Origin of the sequence: Massilia genomosp. 1 (genome assembly GCF_011682185.1) — a bacterium.
Classification (GTDB): domain Bacteria; phylum Pseudomonadota; class Gammaproteobacteria; order Burkholderiales; family Burkholderiaceae_D; genus Telluria_A; species Telluria_A rubra.
The window spans coordinates 24,576-43,491 of the sequence record NZ_WHJF01000057.1; the positions used below are offsets into that span (position 1 = coordinate 24,576).

Genomic DNA, 18,916 nt, shown 5'->3' on the forward strand with positions numbered 1-18,916 from the left:
GAATCCGGGGTGAAACCGCGGCTTGATGTTTTTATTGCTTCCGCTATTCATTCGATGCGGTGCGGCGAGAAATTGCGTAATAAGGCGGGCCGGTTTTTATCGGGCGGCGCCACCATCGGCGCTGGATTTTCCGGCGCGGCGCCATTTGGCTGCGGCATATATTCCGCCACGATCGCCTTGACCATCGATGCGATCATGGCGCGCTCATGCGTATTGCAGGCCAGCATCAGGCAGGTAATATAGGTGTCGAGCACGCCGGGATCGAGCGCGTGTTCTTTCATGCGCATGATGCGTGGATGGTCGCTGGGAAAAACCTTGCCGTCGGTAAGCAATTCCTCATACAACTTTTCGCCAGGAAACAATCCGATAAACTTGAGGCCGATATCGCCGGCCGGGTTCTGCGCCGTCTTTTCGGTCAGGCCCGACATCATGATCAGGGTGCGCGCCAGGTCGACGATGCGCACCGGCTCGCCCATATCGAGCACGAACACATCGCCGCCCTTGGCCATGGCGCCGGCCTGGATGACCAGCTGGGCCGCCTCGGCGATCAGCATGAAGTAGCGCGACACGTCCGGATGGGTGATGGTCAGCGGTCCGCCCTCGGCCAGCTGGCGCTGGAACAGGGGAATGACCGAGCCGGAGGAACCCAGCACATTGCCGAAACGCACCATGCAAAAGGTCGTGTCCGGCCCGTGGACGGCGGCCGCCGCCTGGAAGATCAGCTCGGCGATGCGCTTGCTCGCGCCCATGATATTGGTCGGGCGCACCGCCTTGTCGCTGGAAATGAGCACGCAGGTACGCACCTTGAACTTGGCGGCCGCCGCCGCGATGACTTGCGACCCAAGCACATTGTTGCGCAGGCCCGCGACGATGTTGCTCTCGACCAGGTGTACGTGCTTGTAGGCCGCCGCGTGGTAAATCGTATCGATCGGGTTTTCCTGGAAGAGTCGTTCCACCAGGCGCGCGCTGCATACCGAGCCCAGGTGCGCGCTGATGCGCAGCTCAGGATGACGGCCGAGCAATTCCTGGCGGATGGTGTACAGCGCGAACTCGGAATGGTCGAGCAGGTGCAGCTCGGCCGGCGCCAGGGTGACGATCTGGCGGCACAGCTCGCTCCCGATGGAGCCGCCGGCGCCGGTCACCAGCACGCGCTTGCCGCGCACGCAGCGGTCGAACAGGTCGGCGCGCGGCGGCACCGGCTGGCGCCCCAGCAAGTCCTCGAACTTGAGGTCGCGCACCGTATGCACGGGCGTGGCGCCATCGGCCAGGTCGAGCAGGCGGCACAGGATGCGGGTATTGACGCCCACCATCGACAAGCGTTCCATGATGTCGCGCAAGCGCTGCGGCGACACCGACGGCAGCGCGATGATCACCGAGCGCACGCCCAGGCTGCGCACGGTGTCGGCCAGGTGCTCGGTGTGAAACACGCGCAAGCCGGCGATGCTGCGCTGGTGGAGGGCGCGCTTGTCGTCGAAAAAACAAACGGGACGATACTCATTGCTGGTGCGCATGGTCAGCGCCAGTTGCGCGCCGGGTTCGCCGGCGCCGTAGATGGCCACCGCGTGGTCCGGCTGCGGCGCATCGTTCATCTGCCTGCGCAAGAAGTTGCGCACCGCCATGCGCGAGGTCACCACATAGGAAAACGCGATAAACCAGTAAATGATCAGCGTACTGCGCGGGAATTTGTCATCGTTCATGCCCATCAGGATCAGATACACCGACAGGGTCGCCAACGCCAGGGTGCAGCCGGTCACCGCCAGCATGCGCTGGTCGATAAAGCGGATCACCGCGCGGTACAGGTCCGACAGCGAGAATGCGCCCACCGTCAGCAGTGGCACCAGGATATAGGCCGCGAGCGGATATTGCATGGCCGAGGCGGCATCCCCCACCCGTAGCAGCATCGCCGCCAGAAAACACAGCGGCAGGGCCAGCAGATCGACCACGACCATCAGCGCGATTTTCGCGGTGCGGTTCATGCTGACCAATTCGGTGCAGAATTGGCCGAGCGGTTTGTGAATGAGCGTCTGCATGGCTGGAAGGGGATCGAAATGAACCTGGGTTGATGTGGTAAATAACATGGAATACCGGATCACCGCCCCCATGTATTTTCATTTTTATAGTCGATGTCGGACGCCGGCTTAGAGCACTTATCCACGCGTAAGTTTATTATCCTGCCGGCTTGATCGTATTGATTTGAGAATCATCAACGGCTGACTTAGCTTAAATATTGCCGGTTGTCTTTGATTGGGATTTAGAATGAATTGCAAATGGAAATATTATTCTGAGCGGCGCAAAGGGGGAATCGGGAGATTATCCGAGCAGTCGTGGGAAGGCGCGCGCCAAACTGCGGCATAAAGCAATCGGACTCGAGCGATGTACGGATCGTGAAAACCGTGAAATTTGATATGGATCGACCCTGCCCATCGTGGCGGGAGCGTTTTGGCGCGCGCTGTCTATTCCTGTATGGCTGGGCCGCGCGCTTCGGGTGTGCGGGCTGGCAAACTGTTTCAAGGAGGAGGACATGAACAAGATCATCGGTATCGATCTCGGCACCACCAACTCTTGCGTCGCCGTGATGGAAGGCGGCCAGGCCCGGGTGATCGAGAACGCGGAGGGCGCGCGCACCACGCCGTCGGTGGTCGCTTACCAGGACAATGGCGAGATCCTGGTGGGCGCGCCGGCCAAGCGCCAGGCGGTGACGAACCCGCAAAACACGCTGTTCGCCGTCAAGCGCCTGATCGGGCGCAAGTTCGACGAGGCGGAAATGCAAAAAGACATACACCCGATGCCTTTCAAGATCGTGCGCGCCGACAATGGCGACGCCTGGGTCGAGATGCGCGGCAAGCGCCTGGCCGACCAGCGCGTGATCGACCACCTCATCGGCGAGTTCAAGAAACAGAGCGGGATCGACCTGGGGCGCGATCTGATCGCCTTGCAGCGCATCAAGAGCTCGGCCGAACGCACCAAGATCGAGCTGTCCACGACCCAGCGGACCGACATCAACGAGCCCTACATCGCCGTGGCCAGTGGCGCGCCCACCTCAACCTGCGCCTGTCGCGCGCCACGCTCGAGGTGCTGGTCGACGAGCTGATCGACCGCACCATCGCGCCGTGCCAGCTGGCGATCAAGGACGCCGGCCTCACCAGGGAACAGATCGGCGATGTGATTCTGGTGGGCGGCATGACGCGCATGCCCAAGGTGCAGGAAAAGGTGCGCGCATTTTTCGGGCGCGATGCGCGCAAGGATGTCAATCCCGACGAAGCGGTGGCGGTCGGGGCGGCCATCCAGGGGGCGGTGCTGCCGGGCGAGCGCTCCGATGTACTGTTGATGGACGTCAGCCCGCTGTCGCTCGGCATCGAAACCCTGGGCGGGGTGATGACCAGCCTGTCGTCATCACGCTCGGCCAGATCGACCAGCTTGCTCCGCGCGCGCTGCCGGTCTACCGCACGGCCTTCAGCGACGAGCAGCATTTTCTGGTCCAGTTCGGCATCGCCGCGTCCGCATTGCGCGTGAGCCATTTCATGGCGCAGCTCATGCACGAATCGGTGGCGCTGACGCGTACGCTAGAAAACCTGCGTTACAGCGCACAACGCCTGGTCAAGGTCTGGCCGCAGCGTTGTCTTCCGCGCGGGCCGCTCGATCCCGCCGGCTACGCCGAGGATGAAGCCAGGCTTGCCAATGCGGTCTATGGCGGTCGTTTGGGAAACGATCGTCCCGGCGACGGCTACCTGTATCGCGGTCGCGGATTGTTGCAGCTGACTGGAAAGGACAGCTATGCGCAGGCGACTGCGACGCTCCAGAGCGCTTATCCATCGGCGCCGGACTTCGTCGCCGACCCGGAATCGGTGCTGTCGGCACGGTGGTGTTTGGGCGCGGCGGCGGCGATCTGGGCTGCCAAGGATTGCAATCAGGCAGCCGATGACGACAACATCGTGCTGGTGACGACACGCATCAACGGCGGCACGGTCGGCCTTGCCGAGCGCCACCGCTGGCTGGCGCGCACGCGCGAGGTGTGGCGTGAGTAAGGTGTGGTGTGAGTAAAGTGCAGCGCGACTTGCCGTCCGTTAGCCTATCGCCGTCGCCCCCGCGCAGGCGGGGGCCCAAGTTCGCCCCAAGGCCAGCGACCGAACCAGCAATCTTGAACCTCGTCCGTGCGCAGTAAGGGCCTCAATTGAGCGCCCTCGATGCAACGATCAACGATTGACAGACCCCGCCGGCCCTTTCACCGCCGCCGTCGCCGTCGTCTTTGGCGCCACCGCGACCGGCGCGCCCGGACGTGGCTGCGGCGCGGCCGGCGGCACCACAATATGATCATTGAGCCGCAAGAACTTGAACCCCGCCAGCTTCATGCCATTCTTGCCGTTGCGTTCCTCGCGCGCCGACGTGCGTGCAAAAAACGCGTCGAAGCTCTCCTCGCGCACCTGCGGCTCGGCCGAATTCAAAAAGTTACGCTGCCCATTCGCATCGACCACGATCAGCCCGACGTGCGAAGCCCACAGCTTGCCGCCGCGCGTGGAAATCACGTTGACCAGGTCGCCATCCTGCAATTGCCCGACAACGCTGGCAACCTTGTCCTTGGCCACATAGTTTTCCAGGCTCAGTTGCACCGGAATGCTGCTGGCCGTGTTGTGACGCATCTTGAGGAAGGCCGCGCGGTCGATCTTCATCTCATACGCCGCGGCGTCGGCGCCGGCCAGCAAGGCGCTGACGTCCGACACCAGCCAGCCATTGTTGATATTCCAGTCCACTTCGGTGTAATGATTGCGGGTGGCCACGCCAATCACGCCATCCTTGTAGCGGATGCGCTGCAGCATCCAGAAGAATTCTTCCCACGACTGGCTCAGCGCCATCGCGTACGTATGCTCGGCGAACACCACGCAGTCGCTCGCCTGCAGGCTGAACATCGGCAGCTTGTCGTGCAGCTCGTACGGATACTCGCCCAGCAGGTTCAATACATACGGCTGGCCGATATTCTTGCGGCCGATCGCGGCGATGCGCTTGCGCAAGTTCGGTTCGGCGCCATGCATATAGGCGATGTAACGCCCGACTTCGGCCGGCGTCATCTGGTAAATCTGCTTGCGCTGCAAGGTGGCCAGGTCGAACGGTGGCGCGACAGGAGCCAGCGGCGCCGCAATCACCGGCGCGGGCGCGGGTGGCGCCACCGGTTCGGGCGCCGCGGGCGGCGGCACGACCGCGGGCGCTGTCACGACAGGCGGGGCCGGCGGCGCGCTGGCGCAACCGGCCAGGATGGCACTAAGTACAAGGAGGGGAGCAAGACGCATCGGGAATCAATATTGAACGCTAAAGCGACAAGCTAACCGCTGTCACCGCGTTTGACAATGGAAATGTGTTGCGCGCGCACAAGGAAGTTGCGGCTTGCCGTTCCGGCATTGCATGGAGTGATAGATGAAATGGCATGCGTGTACCGTGATCTCCGCGCCAGGCCGTCGCCGTGCCGCCAGCGCGTCCCATCGCATAGCGCCCGCAGGTACGGGCTCCCTGCAATGGGGGCGAACAATTCCGGGAGCGATGTTGGCGCAAGTGTGCGCCAACGAACGGTTGGGTTCCGGCTCAGCCTTTAAGATGAAGCTGTGTGAGTGAGGGGCCCAGCGGCGCAGTCCAACGGTGACGCCTCCTCAGCAGCTTAGCCGGTCGCCTCGAGGATCGGCACCAATTCTTGATGTCAGCGCATCTGTGCGCTGGCTTTGATAACTAAACGCAAGCGGAGGTCATCATGCCTGCCATCACCCAGCCACCAAAGCATCTGGTACGCGAATATCTTCAGCGCCGCTCGCGTGATCCGAAGCCGCCGCCATCGCCCGAAGAAATACGGCGCGAACTCGGTTGGGGCTTGCTGCTTCCGGGCTTGAAACTGGCGCCGATACGGCGCTGACCGCTTCCTGTCCTACAAGATCCTTGCACTTTGTCCTATTTTTTCTGTAGCACCGTTCTACCATAATCCTAAAAACATCAACACAGGAGTATCAAATGACAAATCGAATCGGTAACAAAGACATCGCCCAGCATCGTGGCAAAGCCGAGAAAAAAGACATCAAGCGCACCAACATCGCGCGCGAAGCCATCAAGAAAGCGATTGCCGCTTCCAAGTACCGCAACCAGGTCCGTAATCAGCCTTCGCCAGAGGCATTCCTGCCACCGGCCTGATGTCAGCCTGAGGGCGCAACAGAAAACCCGCACCGGCAACGCTGCGGGTTTTTTGTTGTGCCCGACTCTCCGGCATGCCGACTGCGCCGGCCCACTTCGATTATGATGCCATTGTAAATTTTGCATTTAACCGGAGTGAGTAGATGAGCATATCCCCTAGACTGGCACCACGTTCCATGTCCCTGGCGGCAGCATGGCTGCTATTTGCCGGCGGCGTGACGCAAGCCGCGGACACGCCGAAGGCCGACTATTGGGCTCCGGTATTGGCGAGCATCGCCGGCACCTACAACAGCGAGTGTACCCAGATGTATCCAGATGCGCCCGGCGCTGCCGGGACCAGAGGCCCGGTCGTGGTGAGCGCGGACGGGACCGTTACCGGTGCCGGCTTGGCCCAGGCTTCCATGGCGGACATGGGTGTCTTGTTGAGCCGGTTCCGCGAGCCGAATGGCGCATTGTCGTTGTCGCTCCTGGCGACCAGGGACGCCCGGATGGTGTCATTCATGCTGCCTGCGCAAGGAACCCCGATAGCCAGTTTTGGGGTGGAGCCAAACGCCACCCGATGCAAGATCGAGCGGCCCTTCGAGATCGCCAGGCAAAGCCTGTATGCGACCTATGCCGGCACGCTCGATGCAACGATGAAGCTGACATGCCTGTTCAACACGAGCAAGAAAGAGACCGTGGTTGACTATCAGCTGGCCAACGGTATCCTGAAAGTGGCCGATCAGGTTGTCGACTTGAACCAGGCGACGCTCGAGCGCGTCAAGATCGAGCCGAACAGGAATCTCAGCTACAACGCCCACCTGAAAGACGAAAGAACGGCCGTCATTACAATGGATGCGCAAGGCCGATTGCTCAGATTCCGTTCGATCGGCAAGGACGTCAATGCGACCTGCAAGCCATGAGCCTCGACATTCCTGTGAATTGTTTCAGCGTATCCGCAAGCACGCGCTGAGGCCGCGCCCTTCGGCCGGCGCTGTCACGCCGGCTGGCGCAACGCCGCCCGCGTCACCTCGATCAGGCGCGCACTGAGGCGCTCGAGCTTGGGCGACTGTACCCGCCATGCGTGCCAGTACAGCATCACATCGGTCGGCTTGCCGGGCGCCAGGTCGACCAGCGCGCCCTTGTCGATATCGTCCCTGAACTGCTGTTCCGGCACCATGCCGTAACCGAGCCCCAGCCGCACCGCCTGGGTGAAGGCGTCGCTCGACGGAATGAAATGGCAGGGATAACTGCCGGCCGGCAGCCCCAGTTCGCGCAGCAGGAACACCGCCTGCAAGGCATCCTTGCGGTCGAACACCATCACGGGCGCGCGCCGCGCCGCCTCGCGCTGCAAGCCGTCGGGAAACCAGCGCGCGGCGAACGCCGGCGTGGCAAGCAGGCGGTAGCGCATTGCGCCCAGCCGCGCCACCGTGCATCCCCGCATCGGCTGCGCTTCGCTCGAGACGCCCGCCAGCGCCGCTCCCTGCGACAGCAAGGTGTAGGTATGGTCCTGGTCGTCGAGCGCGATATCGAGCAGGATCTGTTCTTCGATCAGGAAGGACGCCAGCCCTGGCAGCAGCCAGGTGGCCAGCGTATCGTTGTTGACAGCCAGGGCGATGCTCAAAGGATGCGCATCGCTGTCGGCCGATTCCGCCATAAACTCCGCTTCCAGCAGCCGGCTGCGGCGCAGGTATTGCACCAGGCGCTGGCCGGCGCGCGTGGCGCGGCAGGGTTTGCTGCGCACCAGCAGCGGCATGCCCAGCTCGCTTTCCAGCGCGCTGACCCGTTGCGATACCGCCGACGGCGTCAGGTGGAGCAGGGCGGCCGCCTGCTCGAAACTGCCGCTGTCTAGCACGGCAAGCAATGCTTCGCCCTTGCGTGTATCGAGCATCTGCGTCTCCCGCATTAGAAAGATTTAATTATACGTAAAGAAGTTAATCCGGCTTCACTTGCGCACATCGATATTGCACACTCGCATCTCTTAGCGATCAAGCGGAGTGTGCATGCCCTACCTTTCCACTTTTTTCAACGGCCTGGCCCTGTGTTTCGGGCTGATCGTCGCCATCGGCTCGCAAAATGCCCACGTGCTGCGCATGGGCCTCAAGCGCGAACACGTGGGCTTGACGGTGCTCGCCTGCATTCTCATCGATGCCGCCCTGATCGGACTCGGCGTGGCCGGCGTGGGCACCTTGGTGCAATCGTCGCCGCTGCTGCTGGGCGCGGCGCGCTGGGGCGGGGCCGCGTTTTTGCTGTGGTACGGCCTGCGCAGCTGGCGCGCCGTGTTCGCCAGCGCCGCGCTCACGGTCGGGCCGGCCACCGTGCGCAGCAGTGCCCGCCAGGCACTGGCCAGCGTGGTCGCACTGTCCCTGCTCAATCCGCACGTCTACCTCGACACCGTGGTGCTGCTCGGCGCCATCGGCGGCAACTTCGCGCCACCGGAACGTCCGGCTTTCGCACTGGGCGCCATGAGCGCCTCGGCGCTGTGGTTCTGCGCGCTCGGTTGCGGCGCCACCCGGCTGTCCGGCCTGTTTGCCCGCCCCGCCGCATGGAAATGGATCGATGGCCTCACCGGCACCATGATGCTGGCGCTGTCGGCCTCGGTGGCGTTCGGCGCCTAGCCGGTCGCGCCGCCGTTCACCGGGCGCCAGCGGCCATTGGCCGAAATCCCCTGTGCAGCGCCGCCGCGCCGTTGTATCGTTGCGCCTGAACTGACTACAGGAGCAATCGTGTCCAATAAATCCTCTTACGAATGGCGCAGGCAGTTGATGTGGGGCTTGCTGCTGATCGGCTTCGGCACCGTCGTGCTGCTCGACCGGCTCGATCTGTACCACGTCGACGATATCTGGCATTACTCGCCACTGGTGCTCACTGTCATGGGCGTGAACAGAATGATCGGCTTCCCGAGCGCCAAAGACTTCACCAGGGGCTTGTGGGAGGTGTTCGGCAGCCTGTGGCTGTTTGCCGTGTTCGAACACCTGTTCGGCCTGACCTTCAGCAACGGCTGGCCGGTTCCGGTCATCTTCTGCGGCGTGACCATGATCCTGGAACCGTTCATCGAACGCCGCCTCGCGCCAGGCACGGAGCCGACCAATGAAAAGTAAAGCCCGCACATCCGGCGTGCCCAAGCAGGTCTGGCTCGGCCTGGCGGTGATCGCCTTCGGCATGCTGTACCTGCTCGATAACCTGTACATCATCGACCGCCGCCAGGTCATGCATTTCTGGCCCGTGCTGGTCATCATCGGCGGCCTGGTCAAGTTCGCCGAAGCCGATTCGCGCCATGAGCGCATGGTGTTCGGCCTGATCACCGCCGCCGGCGTCGTCCTCACCCTCAACCGCCTCGGCTACGGCTACTTCTTCAACGCCCGCACCCTGTGGCCGGTGCTGCTGATCTTGTTCGGCATCGGCGTGATCCACAAAGCGTTGCGCAAGCGCGATACGCCGCACGGCGTGGCGCTCAAGGACGATGCGCTTGCCAGTGCGGGCGCCACGGACAGGGCCGAGGTCCCGCCGGACACCGATAGCGTGGTCGATATCACGGCCATCCTCGGCGGTTTCCAGCGCCGCATCAGCACGCAGGACTTCCGTGGCGGCGACATCAGCGCCCTCATGGGCGGCTGCATGCTCGATTTGCGCGAGTCGTCCATCGTCGGCGAGGCCGAACTGAATGTGTTCGCCGTCATGGGCGGCATCACCATCAAGTGTCCGCCCGACTGGACCATTATCCTCAAGGGCGTGCCGGTGCTCGGCGGCTTCGAAGAAAAAACCGCGCCCGCCCCGGACCCCGGCAAGCGCCTCACCATCCGGGGCTACGCCATCATGGGCGGCGTGGAAGTGCGCAACTGATGCAAGGACCGTTCTCCACGCGGCGCGGCGCCGGGCTGTACCTGCTCGCGTGGCTGCTGCTGGCGATCGTGTTCGCGGGCCTGATCGTGGCCGCCAGCGGCGCCGCGTGGACCGACGGCTTGCTCTTTACCGTGCCGGTGACGCTGCTGTATGCCTGCGCCAGCGGGTTTTCCAGCTACTACCTGTGCCGCGCCTATCCGCTCAATGAGCGCAGCGCGATGTCCGTGCTGCTGGTGTTTGCGGTCGCCGCCGTGGTGGCCAGCCTTGCGTGGACCGCGCTGTGCATCGGCTGGAACCATGCCTGCGCCGCCATCGCCATGAGCGCCCCGCTGCAAGCGGCGATCTTTGGCCTGGGCGTGATCCTGTACGCGCTGTGCGCCGTGGCGCATTACCTGGCGCTCGAATTCCAGCGCGCGCGCGCCGCCGAACGGCGCGAACTGGAAGCGGCATTGACCTCGCAGGACGCCGAACTGCGCATGCTGCGCACCCAGATCGATCCGCATTTTCTGTTCAACAGCCTCAATTCGATCAGCGCGCTCACTTCCATCGACCCGGCCCGCGCGCGCGACATGACCTTGCAACTGGCCGATTTTTTTCGTCACAGCCTTGGCCTGGCGGCCAGCTGCAAGGTTACCCTGGAAGCGGAAGCGGCGATGGCGATGCATTTCGTCGCCATCGAAAAAGTGCGCTTTGGCGCGCGCCTGAACGTCGAGCAGGCGCTCGACGCCGGCGCGCTCGACTGCCTGCTGCCGCCGATGATCCTGCAGCCCTTGATCGAAAACGCCGTCAAGCACGGCATCGCCCACCTGAGCGGCGGCGGCACCATCCGCATCGCGGCGCGGCGCGCCGGTTCGATCCTGACAATCGTGGTGGAAAACGATATCGACAACGATCCGCCGGCCGCCACCAGCCACGGGATCGGCCTGGCCAACGTGCGCCAGCGCCTGGCGGCCACCTATGGCAATGAGGCCAGCATCCACTGGACGCGCGAGGCGCACCAGTTCCGGGTGGCGCTGTCGCTGCCGGCCCATACGATGGAGAGACAAGCATGCGCGTGATAATCGTCGACGATGAAGACCTGGCGCGCGCCCTGGTGCGCGAGTTCCTGGCGATGCACGCCGATATCGAGATCGTGGCCGAATGCGCCAACGGCTTCGACGCCGTCAAGGCCATCACCGAACTGGCGCCGGACCTGGTCTTTCTCGACATCGAGATGCCCAAGCTGAACGGCTTCGAGGTGGTGGAACTGGCCGGGGCCGGGGCGCGCTATATCTTCGTGACCGCCTTCGACCAGTATGCGCTCAAGGCTTTCGATATCCACGCCGTCGATTACCTGCTCAAACCCTTCAGCCAGCAGCGGCTGGACGCGGCGCTGGCGCATGCGCGCACCAGCGTCAAGCAGGTTGGCGTCGACGCCGTGCTGCGCGAGTCGGCGCTATGCGGCAAGCCGCTCGAGCGGGTGCTGATTCGCGATGGCGCGCGCGTACACATCATCGGCGCCGGGCAGATCGACTATATCGAAGCGCAGGACGATTACGTGCGCATCAGCGCCGGCGGCAGGGACTATTTAAAGAACCAGCGGCTGACGGAACTCGAAAGCCAGCTCGATCCGGCGGTTTTCGTGCGCGTTCACCGGTCCTGGATGCTCAATCTGGGCGCGATCGAGCGCATCGAGCAGGGCAGGGACAGCCATACCGCGATTCTCAAGGACGCCACCCGCATCCCGATCAGCCGCAGTGGCTACCAGAAGGTCAGGGCGCTGATCGGCTGACCCCCCGTCATTCCCGCCTGCTCCACATGCCACCAGCGCGGCAGCAGTTCGCGCACCTGCGGCTGCGCAAAGCGGTCATCGATCAGATACACCACCCCGCGGTCGCCCTCCGTACGAATCACGCGCCCGGCCGCCTGCACCACCTTCTGCATGCCCGGATACAAATACGTGTAGTCGTAGCCGGCCCCGAACGTGGCCTGCATGCGCTGGCGGATCTGCTCATTGACCGGATTCATTTGCGGCAGCCCGAGCGTGGCGATGAAGGCCCCGATCAGGCGCGCCCCCGGCAGGTCGATCCCTTCGCCGAACGCGCCGCCCAGCACCGCGAACCCGACCCCGCGACTGTCCAGCGTGAAGCGCCCCAAAAATGCATCGCGCTCGGTTTCAAGCATGCGGCGCGGCTGGCGGAATACGGGAATGTCGGGATAATCGCGCTCGACCCGCTCGGCCACCTGCTCGAGGTAATCGAAGCTGCTGAAAAACGCCAGGTAATTGCCCGGCGCCTGCGCATACTGGCGCGCGATCAGCGCCGCAATCGGCGCCACCGACCTGGCCCGGTGCGTAAAGCGCGTCGAGATATCGCGCACCACATGCACGCTTAACTGGTCGGCGACAAAAGGCGAGTCGATGTCGACCCAGGCCGTATCGGCCGGCAGGCCGAGCGCGTCGCTGTAGTAATTCCAGGGACTGAGCGTGGCCGAAAACAGCGCCGTCGCATGCGCCAGCGCGAAGCGCGGTTTCAGGAACGGCGCCGGCACGATATTGCGGATCGCCAGGGTGGATGCGTGCGCGCCGTCACGCGTGCAGTCGACCATCGAGTGCTCGGCAAAGGTCTCGGCCAGCCGCGCGAAGTGCAGGGCGTTGAAGTAGAAGCGCTGCAGGTCCGCTTCCATCGGCCCCGGATTGTCGGCCAGGTAGTCGGTGATCGCGCTTGACGCGCCCTGCAGCGCATCGAGCAGCTTTTCGGGCGGCGCGCCCAGCACTTCGTAATCGGCGCCAGCGCTGGGCGGCCAGTTGCGCCCCACCTTGTCGAGCGCCTTTTTCAGGTGCGCCGGCGCCACCGCGCGCGCCGCCCGCAAGGCGCCGCGTTCCAGGTCGGCCGAATACATCTTGCGCGCGCGCGAGACCATATTGTGCGCCTCGTCCACCAGCACGCTCACGCGCCACTGGTTCGCCAGCGCCAGAGCGTACAGCATCGCGCCGATGTCGAAGTAGTAGTTATAGTCGCCCACCACCACGTCGCTCCAGCGCGCCATTTCGCTGCCCAGGTAATACGGGCAGACCTGGTGCGCCAGCGCCACCGCGCGCAAGCCCTCGCGGTCTAGCAGCGGCGCGGCGCACGCGGCACTGCGCGCCGCCGGCAGGCGGTCGTAAAAGCCCTTCGCCAGCGCACAGGAGTCGCCGTGGCAAGCCTTGTCGGGATGCTCGCACGCCTTGTCGCGCGCGACCAGTTCCAGCACGCGCAGCGGCAGGCCGGGCGCGCTGCGCTTGATCGCTTCGGCCGCGTCGAGCGCCAGCTTGCGTCCCGGCGTCTTGGCGGCCAGGTAAAACACCTTGTCGAGCCGGTGCAGCGGCGCCGCCTTGAGCGCCGGGAACAGGGTGCCGATGGTCTTGCCGATGCCGGTCGGCGCCTGCGCCAGCACGCAGCGCGCGCCGCTGTTGGCGCGGAAGATGGTTTCGGCCAGGTCGCGCTGACCCGGGCGAAAGGCCGGATGCGGGAAGCGCAGCGCGCCCAGCGCCGCGTCGCGCGCCTCGCGGTGCGCCAGTTCCTGCGCGGCCCACGCCACGAAGCGTTCGCACTGGTCGGCGAACATGGCGCGCAGGCCGGCCGCGCTGTGGGTTTCGCGCAGCACGGTTTCGGTCTGCTTGCCGATATCGAAGTAGACCAGCGCCAGCGACACCTGCTCCAGGCCGAGCTGCGCGCACAGCAGATGCCCGTAGACGCGCACCTGCGCCCAGTGCAGGTGGCGGTGATTGGCCGGCATGCGATCGAGGTCGCCGCGGAAGGTCTTGATTTCTTCGATTTCGTTGCGGGCCGGGTCGTAGCCGTCGGCCCGCCCGCGCACCAGCAGCGGACCGTACTCGCCCGCCAGGCTGACCTCTTTCTGGTAGCCGGGGCCGCGCCGCTCGGTCACCACGGCGTGTCCGGCGATGCCTTCCTGGGCGGTGGGCGAGGGCGTGAAGCGCAGGTCGAGGTCGCCCTGCTTGGCGCAGAATTCGCACAGGGCGCGCACCGCGACGACGTAGCTCACTGCGCCCACTGCAGGTAGCACACGGAAATGGGCATCTGATGCGCGGCGCAGTAGTCGATCCAGCGCAACTGGTTGTCCTGCAGGCGGTCGCCCGGGCCTTTGACTTCGATCATGTTGTAGCGCCGTTCCAGCGGCCAGAACTGGATCAGGTCGGGGAAGCCGTTGCGGTTGGCCTTGATGTCGAGCAGGATGCGCTCGCACCATTTTTTCAGGTGCGCGGCGGGGATGCAGGCCAGCGCCATCCCGAGCAGTTCGGCGCTGAGCGTTTCCCAGGCCACGAACGGCGAGACGATGCCGCGCTTGCTGTCGTAGTTGGCGCGGATGGTGTCCTGGTAGCGGCCGTCGTCGAGCTGGTCGAGGCAGGCGCAAAATTCGCGCTCGCGCCGGCGATAAAAATCGGCGCTGTGCAGGTCGGCCGGGCCACGGTGGAACGGGTGGAAAAACGCGCCCGGAATGGCGCTGAAGATCGGTCCCCAGCACAGCAGCCCGAACAGGCAATTGATCAGCGCGTTCTCGACGTAGAACACGGGCGCATCGGCGCTGGCCAGATGGTCGCGCACAATGCCTTCGACCCACCAGTCCGCATCCGGCGGCATCGGCAGGGTGAGGTCGAGCCGCAGCACCGCCGCAGTGCGCCGCGAGGGCAGCGGCGGGTGCCCGAGTTTGCGGCGCAGGCGCGGCGCGATGCGCAGCAGTTGCTGACGCTCGGCGTCGCTCTCGGGCGCGGCCTGGGCGCGTTCGAGCAGCGCGTGCGCCTCGGCATGGCGTTCGTGTTTTTCCAGCACGCGGATGGCGCGCGCCCGCGCACCGGGATAATTGCAGCAGGCGTACAACTCGAACGCCTGGCCCCAGTCTTTTTGCTTTTCCACGTGTTGCGCGATCTGGAACATCAGCCGTTCGCGCCGGCTATCGATCCATTCGTTGTCAAAACGCTCGCGCGGCAGGGTGGCCAACACCTCGTCCAGGGCGTCGCCGGCGCGAAAGCGCTCCTTGCACTGGTGCAGGGCCAGGTAATCGTCGACATCGCGGCGCGTGCGAAAACCGCGCGAGGAGGCTGAAAATTCCACTTTTTCGTACTGGAACAAGCCCAGGTCGGACAGCACGAATTCGGTCCAGTCCTGGCGCAGGTTGCCGAAGAAGATCAGGCGCAGGCGGTCGCACAGGTCCTTGACGGTGATGTTGTAGACCGTGTCGGGCGAGTCGCGGTACCAGGCCGAAAACGCGCGCGCGTCGCCGAAAGCGTCGCGCAGGGCGGCCAGTTGTTCGCCCTTGCGCGCGCTCTTTTCGTGCAGCGACAGGCTGAAAATGGCGCCGATCTCGGCTTTGAGCAGCAGCTCGAACAGCGCGTCGAGCGTCAGCACCGGGTCGGCATGGACCCAGCCGGTGGGCAGCAGGTGGCGCGCAGCCTCGACCGCGCAGCCGATTTCGGCGTAATTGAGCTTGCTGGCGCGAAAAACCGTGCCTTTGCGTATGACCATGCGCACCAGCAGCGCGCGCGAGGCTTGCGGCAGCGACGGGAAGGTGGCGATGAACGCGCGCTCCTCCTCGGTCAGCAAGTCGTTGTAACGCCCGGCAATCCATTCCAGTACCTGATGGAAGTTATCCAGATAGTAGAACTCATTCTCAAGAACTTTGCGCATTGTGCTGCGGACCATCGACCAAAACCTGTAATTATGTACAGTATATCGTCAGTGGCCGGCAAACCCCAGCAAATTCGCCTCAGGTGTGGGGCGGCGTGGTTTTCAGGGTTCGGCGAGGTGGCGCCGGCGCGGCGCGTGGCGGGCCGTCAGCATCGACGCGGGCTGGGCCAGGTAGCGCCGCTGCGCGCCGGGGTTCGAGAGCGCGGTGATGAGCGCGCCGCCGTTCTCGTGTTGCCGCGCCGACGCCACCTTGCGTTTCACGGCGGCGGGCGCCTTGCGCGGCTCGCTGCGGCTCGCCTTGCGCAGGGCCGGCAGTTGCACCGTTTTGCCCGCTTTCACGGCGACATGCTTGCCTGCGGCGGCCGGTTTGACGTGCTCGCGCAGCCTGGCCGGCGTCTTGACCGGGCTCGCCAGCCGTGCCGGCGTCGCCGACGCCTGAACCGCCTCCGGCGCCAGCAGCACCAGCGGTGGAATCGGTTCCGGGGCCACCACGGGGCGCGCCGGCGCCTCCTCTTTTTCATCGATGATCACGACCGGCTTGGCGGGCGCGGCCGGCGCCACGGCGGCCGCGCGCGGCGCGACCTTGGCGGGGGAGGTGGCCTTGAGCGCATGCGGCGTCTTGATGTTGTCGTACGTTAGCAGCGCCACCAGCGTGACCAGCATCACGACCGTGATCGACGCCGCCGCGCCCAGCACCAGGCGCACGTAGCGGACCCTGCTGGCGGCGCCGGTGGCGAACCTGCGCCCCACGGCGGCGTACGCTTGCTGTTCGATATCGGATGAACGCCGGTTGCCCTGGCGTAGCTCGGGCTTGATGCTGGAATAGGTATTCTGGGCGGAAATGGACACGGACGACTCCCTGAAGGTGAGGATGCATTCCAATTAGAAACAATTCCGCACGGCACCTTCATGATATTTGTCGTGCTTTCATTCCAGCGCAAGACGCTGTTTGATCGAGATCAATTGTGCCCCGATTCAGCAAGACCTTAAGCGAACTGAGCCGAGCTTGATCGTGCGCAATCGCGGCGCGCTTCCCCGCGCCAATAATGGGGTTTGCGTTCACTCTCTTGCGGTCTCATTCCTCACACACGGAGTTCAACATGGCAATCGACGTTTACCTGCAAATCGACGGCATCAAGGGCGAATCGACCGATAACCTGCACAAGGACTGGATCGAATGCCAGTCGGTGTCGTGGAGCGTGTCGCAGCCCAAGTCGGCCACCGCGTCGACCGGCGGAGGCCATACCGCCGAGCGCTGCGAACACAGCGAGCTGTTCATCGCCAAGCTGGCCGACCTGGCCACGCCGCTGCTGCTGCAAAACTGTTCGTCCGGCAAGACGCTGCCGAAAGCCAAGCTGGAATTCATGCGCGCCGACGGCCAGGGGGAACGCATCAAGTATGTCGAGATGGAACTGGAAAACGTCCTGATCAGCACCGTCAGCCCCTCCGTGACCGAAGGCGACATCCTGAACGAGCACCTGGGCTTGAAGTATTCCAAGGTGAAATGGAAGTACACGCAGCAAAAAGTCGGTGGCGGAACGGGCGGCAATACCTCGGGCGGATGGGACCTGGCCACCAACAAAGTAGTCTGACACACAGACGCAAGCGCCGTGGCGCACGCCGCGGCTCCACCGGGAGAACAGAGTGAGACAATATGCACACCGGGCGCTCGATCGCCTCGCCACGCGCAAGCGCATTACCCTGCTGGTGCTGGTGATCATTGTTTGCAGCGGCGTGGTCGCCTGACGCAGCGCATTCCAAACGTAAAAAGCGCCGTCCCGGATTGCCGGGAACGGCGCTTTTTCATGCCTGAAGCAAGAAGGAACGGCTCAGGCGGCGTTTTTCTCGGCCGGCGCAACCTGCGCGGTGGCCTTGGCAATCTGGTCTTCCACCACCTGCACGGCCTGGCGCGTGGCCTTGGTCACCTGCTCGTAACCCTGGAAGGCATTGTCGATCGCGGTCTTGATGATTTCGACGGCGTTTTCCGAGCCCGGCTTGACGTTCTGCGTCACGTCGTAGATCAGCGCCGTCAGGGCGCTCTTGGCTTCGGCGATATGGGCGTCGGCGGCCTGCGTGAATTCGCTGTGGATGTCGTCGATGATCACCTTGAGCTGCTCGCCGTACTGCACCGCGCCGGCCATCGGCTTGGCGTGGGCGGTGGCAACGTCGATCGCCGCTTTCGGGTCCTTGGCCTGGCTCATTTCCTTGCCCATCGCCATCGAGCCTTGCACCGAATTTTTTGCAGTCGTCATGTTCAGCGAGACAACCTGTTCCACGCCTTGCACCGCTTTGCTGGTGAGGGCGTTAAAAGTCATCATCTGGAGTTCAAACAGCGTCTTGGTGGCGGATGCAAATTGTTCGGGATTCGTAAACATGGACTTCTCCTCAGTGTGAATGGATGTACTGACAACCCTCAACCTTCAAGTTTCTCCTCTATGTTTTTTCACTATTATTTAGCAATAAGCAACTTCATGCAATGGCTATCTCGATAGGGGCCGTTGACTTTTTCCCAACCCGGTCCGAGCGGCGTCTGGTGGCACACCTGTTTGCCGTCGGCCTTGCTGCGCCAGGTGAACCAGGGTGCGGGGGCGGCCAGCAGCGCTGCGCTTGCGCAGGCGAGCAGGACGGCCACAGCGGATTTGCGGAAAGTTGTCATATGCCAGAGCGAGCATAGCCTGTTGGCGCCGCAAGTCAAGTGTGCGGCGTGTACGCAGCGTTTCAGCTCCCGGGCGCGATCGCCGGCAGGCGCGGGCCAAAGGTCGAACCCTTGCCCGGTTCGCTTTCGAGGTCGATGCTGCCACCCAGCACGCCGCTGACGATGTTGTGTACCACATGCAATCCCAGCCCCGATCCGCCCGAGCCCATCCTGCCGCGATCGACCGCCACCTGCTTGAAGCTGGCCACCAGCCGCGCTGCCCCTTGCAGCTTGCGCGCCAGGATCTGGCCGGCCTCGTCGGCCTGGGTCAGAAATTGCGCCAGCTGCGAGCGGCGCAAGCCGCCTTCCACGCTGCCCGCCAGCGCGCCCAGCGCTGCCAGCCGGTCGCGCCGCACCAGATCTTCCTGCGCGCGCGATCATTTCCAGCAGGCGGTGCTGGCCGTTGCGCAACCTGGCGCTGTCGCGCGCATCGGGCTGCGCAACAGGGCGATTGCATGAAGGCTGGGACGTCGCGGTGAGCAAAGATTGTAAATATTGCTTGTAAACTCGCCGAGAAAGGCGTTTACTCTTGATATTTGGACGCGAGAATGACACACGGACCGATGTCGCT

The 18,916-nt window shown here is 64.0% G+C and carries 19 protein-coding genes and 1 pseudogene; 11 read left to right on the forward strand and 9 right to left on the reverse strand.

The annotated features are described in order from the left end of the window. Nucleotides 1–47: 47 nt before the first annotated feature. Nucleotides 48–2,030 (reverse strand): polysaccharide biosynthesis protein, encoded by a 1,983-nt coding sequence (locus F1735_RS20165; RefSeq protein WP_229505872.1) that lies wholly within the window; start codon nt 2,028–2,030, stop codon nt 48–50. A gap of 491 nt (nt 2,031–2,521) precedes the next feature. On the opposite strand from F1735_RS20165, the pseudogene F1735_RS20170 reads away from it, so the two are divergent. Further along, a pseudogene (locus F1735_RS20170) lies at nt 2,522–3,474 on the forward strand (Hsp70 family protein); the annotation flags it as partial. Nucleotides 3,475–3,521: 47 nt separating this feature from the next. After that, nucleotides 3,522–4,025 (forward strand): glycoside hydrolase family 19 protein, encoded by a 504-nt coding sequence (locus tag F1735_RS20175; RefSeq protein ID WP_229505873.1) that lies wholly within the window; start codon nt 3,522–3,524, stop codon nt 4,023–4,025. Between the two features lie 168 nt (nt 4,026–4,193). Here F1735_RS20175 and F1735_RS20180 read toward each other — a convergent pair whose 3' ends face one another. Next, entirely contained in the window at nt 4,194–5,282 is a 1,089-nt protein-coding gene (locus F1735_RS20180; protein ID WP_167238610.1) for an N-acetylmuramoyl-L-alanine amidase-like domain-containing protein, read from the reverse strand. Between the two features lie 452 nt (nt 5,283–5,734). Here F1735_RS20180 and F1735_RS20185 point away from each other — a divergent pair, with 452 nt between their 5' ends. The 3 genes from F1735_RS20185 (at nt 5,735) to F1735_RS20195 (ending at nt 7,067) form a co-directional block, all read left to right on the forward strand. Beyond that, the gene (locus tag F1735_RS20185) at nt 5,735–5,893 is read left to right on the forward strand and encodes a hypothetical protein (protein ID WP_166888914.1); all 159 of its coding nucleotides are present in this window, start codon (nt 5,735–5,737) and stop codon (nt 5,891–5,893) included. A 95-nt stretch (nt 5,894–5,988) separates the two neighbouring features. Beyond that, nucleotides 5,989–6,165, forward strand: a complete 177-nt coding sequence (locus F1735_RS20190; protein WP_167238611.1) for a hypothetical protein — start codon at nt 5,989–5,991, stop codon at nt 6,163–6,165. A gap of 143 nt (nt 6,166–6,308) precedes the next feature. Continuing rightward, nucleotides 6,309–7,067: a hypothetical protein gene (locus tag F1735_RS20195; protein ID WP_222853037.1), complete on the forward strand. Its 759-nt coding sequence runs from the start codon at nt 6,309–6,311 to the stop codon at nt 7,065–7,067. Nucleotides 7,068–7,141: 74 nt separating this feature from the next. Here the strand turns inward: F1735_RS20195 and F1735_RS20200 are convergent, their stop codons facing one another. Then, nucleotides 7,142–8,035 (reverse strand): LysR family transcriptional regulator ArgP, encoded by an 894-nt coding sequence (locus tag F1735_RS20200; protein WP_167238613.1) that lies wholly within the window; start codon nt 8,033–8,035, stop codon nt 7,142–7,144. 112 nt (nt 8,036–8,147) lie between these two features. On the opposite strand from F1735_RS20200, the gene F1735_RS20205 reads away from it, so the two are divergent. The 5 genes from F1735_RS20205 to F1735_RS20225 all read left to right on the forward strand — a co-directional run bounded on the left by F1735_RS20205 (nt 8,148) and on the right by F1735_RS20225 (nt 11,758). Next, entirely contained in the window at nt 8,148–8,762 is a 615-nt protein-coding gene (locus F1735_RS20205; RefSeq protein WP_167238614.1) for a LysE/ArgO family amino acid transporter, read from the forward strand. A gap of 108 nt (nt 8,763–8,870) precedes the next feature. Then, nucleotides 8,871–9,245: a LiaF transmembrane domain-containing protein gene (locus tag F1735_RS20210; RefSeq protein WP_167238615.1), complete on the forward strand. Its 375-nt coding sequence runs from the start codon at nt 8,871–8,873 to the stop codon at nt 9,243–9,245. Beyond that, on the forward strand, nt 9,235–9,987 hold the full coding sequence (locus tag F1735_RS20215; protein ID WP_167238616.1) for a LiaI-LiaF-like domain-containing protein: 753 nt from the start codon (nt 9,235–9,237) through the stop codon (nt 9,985–9,987). Before F1735_RS20210 ends, F1735_RS20215 begins: the two co-directional genes overlap by 11 nt. Next, nucleotides 9,987–11,045, forward strand: coding sequence for a sensor histidine kinase (locus tag F1735_RS20220; protein WP_167238617.1), 1,059 nt, complete (start codon nt 9,987–9,989; stop codon nt 11,043–11,045). Before F1735_RS20215 ends, F1735_RS20220 begins: the two co-directional genes overlap by 1 nt. After that, nucleotides 11,036–11,758 carry a LytR/AlgR family response regulator transcription factor gene (locus tag F1735_RS20225; protein WP_167238618.1) on the forward strand — a complete coding sequence of 241 codons (723 nt, stop codon included), beginning with the start codon at nt 11,036–11,038 and terminating at the stop codon, nt 11,756–11,758. The genes F1735_RS20220 and F1735_RS20225 overlap by 10 nt, the downstream gene beginning before the upstream one ends. Here F1735_RS20225 and F1735_RS20230 read toward each other — a convergent pair. The 3 genes from F1735_RS20230 to F1735_RS20235 form a co-directional block, all read right to left on the reverse strand. Beyond that, entirely contained in the window at nt 11,728–14,010 is a 2,283-nt protein-coding gene (locus F1735_RS20230; protein ID WP_373888555.1) for an ATP-dependent DNA helicase, read from the reverse strand. The genes F1735_RS20225 and F1735_RS20230 overlap by 31 nt on opposite strands. Continuing rightward, nucleotides 14,007–15,650: a VRR-NUC domain-containing protein gene (locus F1735_RS35755; RefSeq protein WP_222853038.1), complete on the reverse strand. Its 1,644-nt coding sequence runs from the start codon at nt 15,648–15,650 to the stop codon at nt 14,007–14,009. Before F1735_RS35755 ends, F1735_RS20230 begins: the two co-directional genes overlap by 4 nt. 102 nt (nt 15,651–15,752) lie before the next feature. After that, nucleotides 15,753–16,499, reverse strand: a complete 747-nt coding sequence (locus F1735_RS20235; protein WP_167238620.1) for a hypothetical protein — start codon at nt 16,497–16,499, stop codon at nt 15,753–15,755. Nucleotides 16,500–16,750: 251 nt separating this feature from the next. Between F1735_RS20235 and F1735_RS20240 the strand changes: the two genes are divergently transcribed. Continuing rightward, entirely contained in the window at nt 16,751–17,242 is a 492-nt protein-coding gene (locus F1735_RS20240; RefSeq protein WP_167238621.1) for an Hcp family type VI secretion system effector, read from the forward strand. Between the two features lie 237 nt (nt 17,243–17,479). Here F1735_RS20240 and phaP read toward each other — a convergent pair whose 3' ends face one another. The 3 genes from phaP to F1735_RS37455 all read right to left on the reverse strand — a co-directional run bounded on the left by phaP (nt 17,480) and on the right by F1735_RS37455 (nt 18,701). After that, entirely contained in the window at nt 17,480–18,025 is a 546-nt protein-coding gene (phaP, locus tag F1735_RS20245; protein ID WP_167238622.1) for a TIGR01841 family phasin, read from the reverse strand. 74 nt (nt 18,026–18,099) lie between these two features. Next, on the reverse strand, nt 18,100–18,306 hold the full coding sequence (locus F1735_RS20250) for a hypothetical protein (protein WP_167238623.1): 207 nt from the start codon (nt 18,304–18,306) through the stop codon (nt 18,100–18,102). Nucleotides 18,307–18,368: 62 nt separating this feature from the next. After that, a complete protein-coding gene (locus F1735_RS37455; protein WP_373888556.1) occupies nt 18,369–18,701 on the reverse strand; it encodes an ATP-binding protein in 333 nt (110 codons plus the stop codon). Nucleotides 18,702–18,916: the final 215 nt, after the last annotated feature.

Bases quoted from the DNA above. Each gene is read 5' to 3' on its own strand.
- F1735_RS20165 (WP_229505872.1), bottom strand. From the start codon at position 2,030: ATGCAGACGCTCATTCACAAACCGCTCGGCCAATTCTGCACCGAATTG.
- F1735_RS20175 (WP_229505873.1), top strand. From the start codon at position 3,522: ATGGCGCAGCTCATGCACGAATCGGTGGCGCTGACGCGTACGCTAGAA.
- F1735_RS20180 (WP_167238610.1), bottom strand. From the start codon at position 5,282: ATGCGTCTTGCTCCCCTCCTTGTACTTAGTGCCATCCTGGCCGGTTGC.
- F1735_RS20185 (WP_166888914.1), top strand. From the start codon at position 5,735: ATGCCTGCCATCACCCAGCCACCAAAGCATCTGGTACGCGAATATCTT.
- F1735_RS20190 (WP_167238611.1), top strand. From the start codon at position 5,989: ATGACAAATCGAATCGGTAACAAAGACATCGCCCAGCATCGTGGCAAA.
- F1735_RS20195 (WP_222853037.1), top strand. From the start codon at position 6,309: ATGAGCATATCCCCTAGACTGGCACCACGTTCCATGTCCCTGGCGGCA.
- F1735_RS20200 (WP_167238613.1), bottom strand. From the start codon at position 8,035: ATGCTCGATACACGCAAGGGCGAAGCATTGCTTGCCGTGCTAGACAGC.
- F1735_RS20205 (WP_167238614.1), top strand. From the start codon at position 8,148: ATGCCCTACCTTTCCACTTTTTTCAACGGCCTGGCCCTGTGTTTCGGG.
- F1735_RS20215 (WP_167238616.1), top strand. From the start codon at position 9,235: ATGAAAAGTAAAGCCCGCACATCCGGCGTGCCCAAGCAGGTCTGGCTC.
- F1735_RS20220 (WP_167238617.1), top strand. From the start codon at position 9,987: ATGCAAGGACCGTTCTCCACGCGGCGCGGCGCCGGGCTGTACCTGCTC.
- F1735_RS20225 (WP_167238618.1), top strand. From the start codon at position 11,036: ATGCGCGTGATAATCGTCGACGATGAAGACCTGGCGCGCGCCCTGGTG.
- F1735_RS35755 (WP_222853038.1), bottom strand. From the start codon at position 15,650: ATGCGCAAAGTTCTTGAGAATGAGTTCTACTATCTGGATAACTTCCAT.
- F1735_RS20240 (WP_167238621.1), top strand. From the start codon at position 16,751: ATGGCAATCGACGTTTACCTGCAAATCGACGGCATCAAGGGCGAATCG.
- phaP (WP_167238622.1), bottom strand. From the start codon at position 18,025: ATGTTTACGAATCCCGAACAATTTGCATCCGCCACCAAGACGCTGTTT.
- F1735_RS20250 (WP_167238623.1), bottom strand. From the start codon at position 18,306: ATGACAACTTTCCGCAAATCCGCTGTGGCCGTCCTGCTCGCCTGCGCA.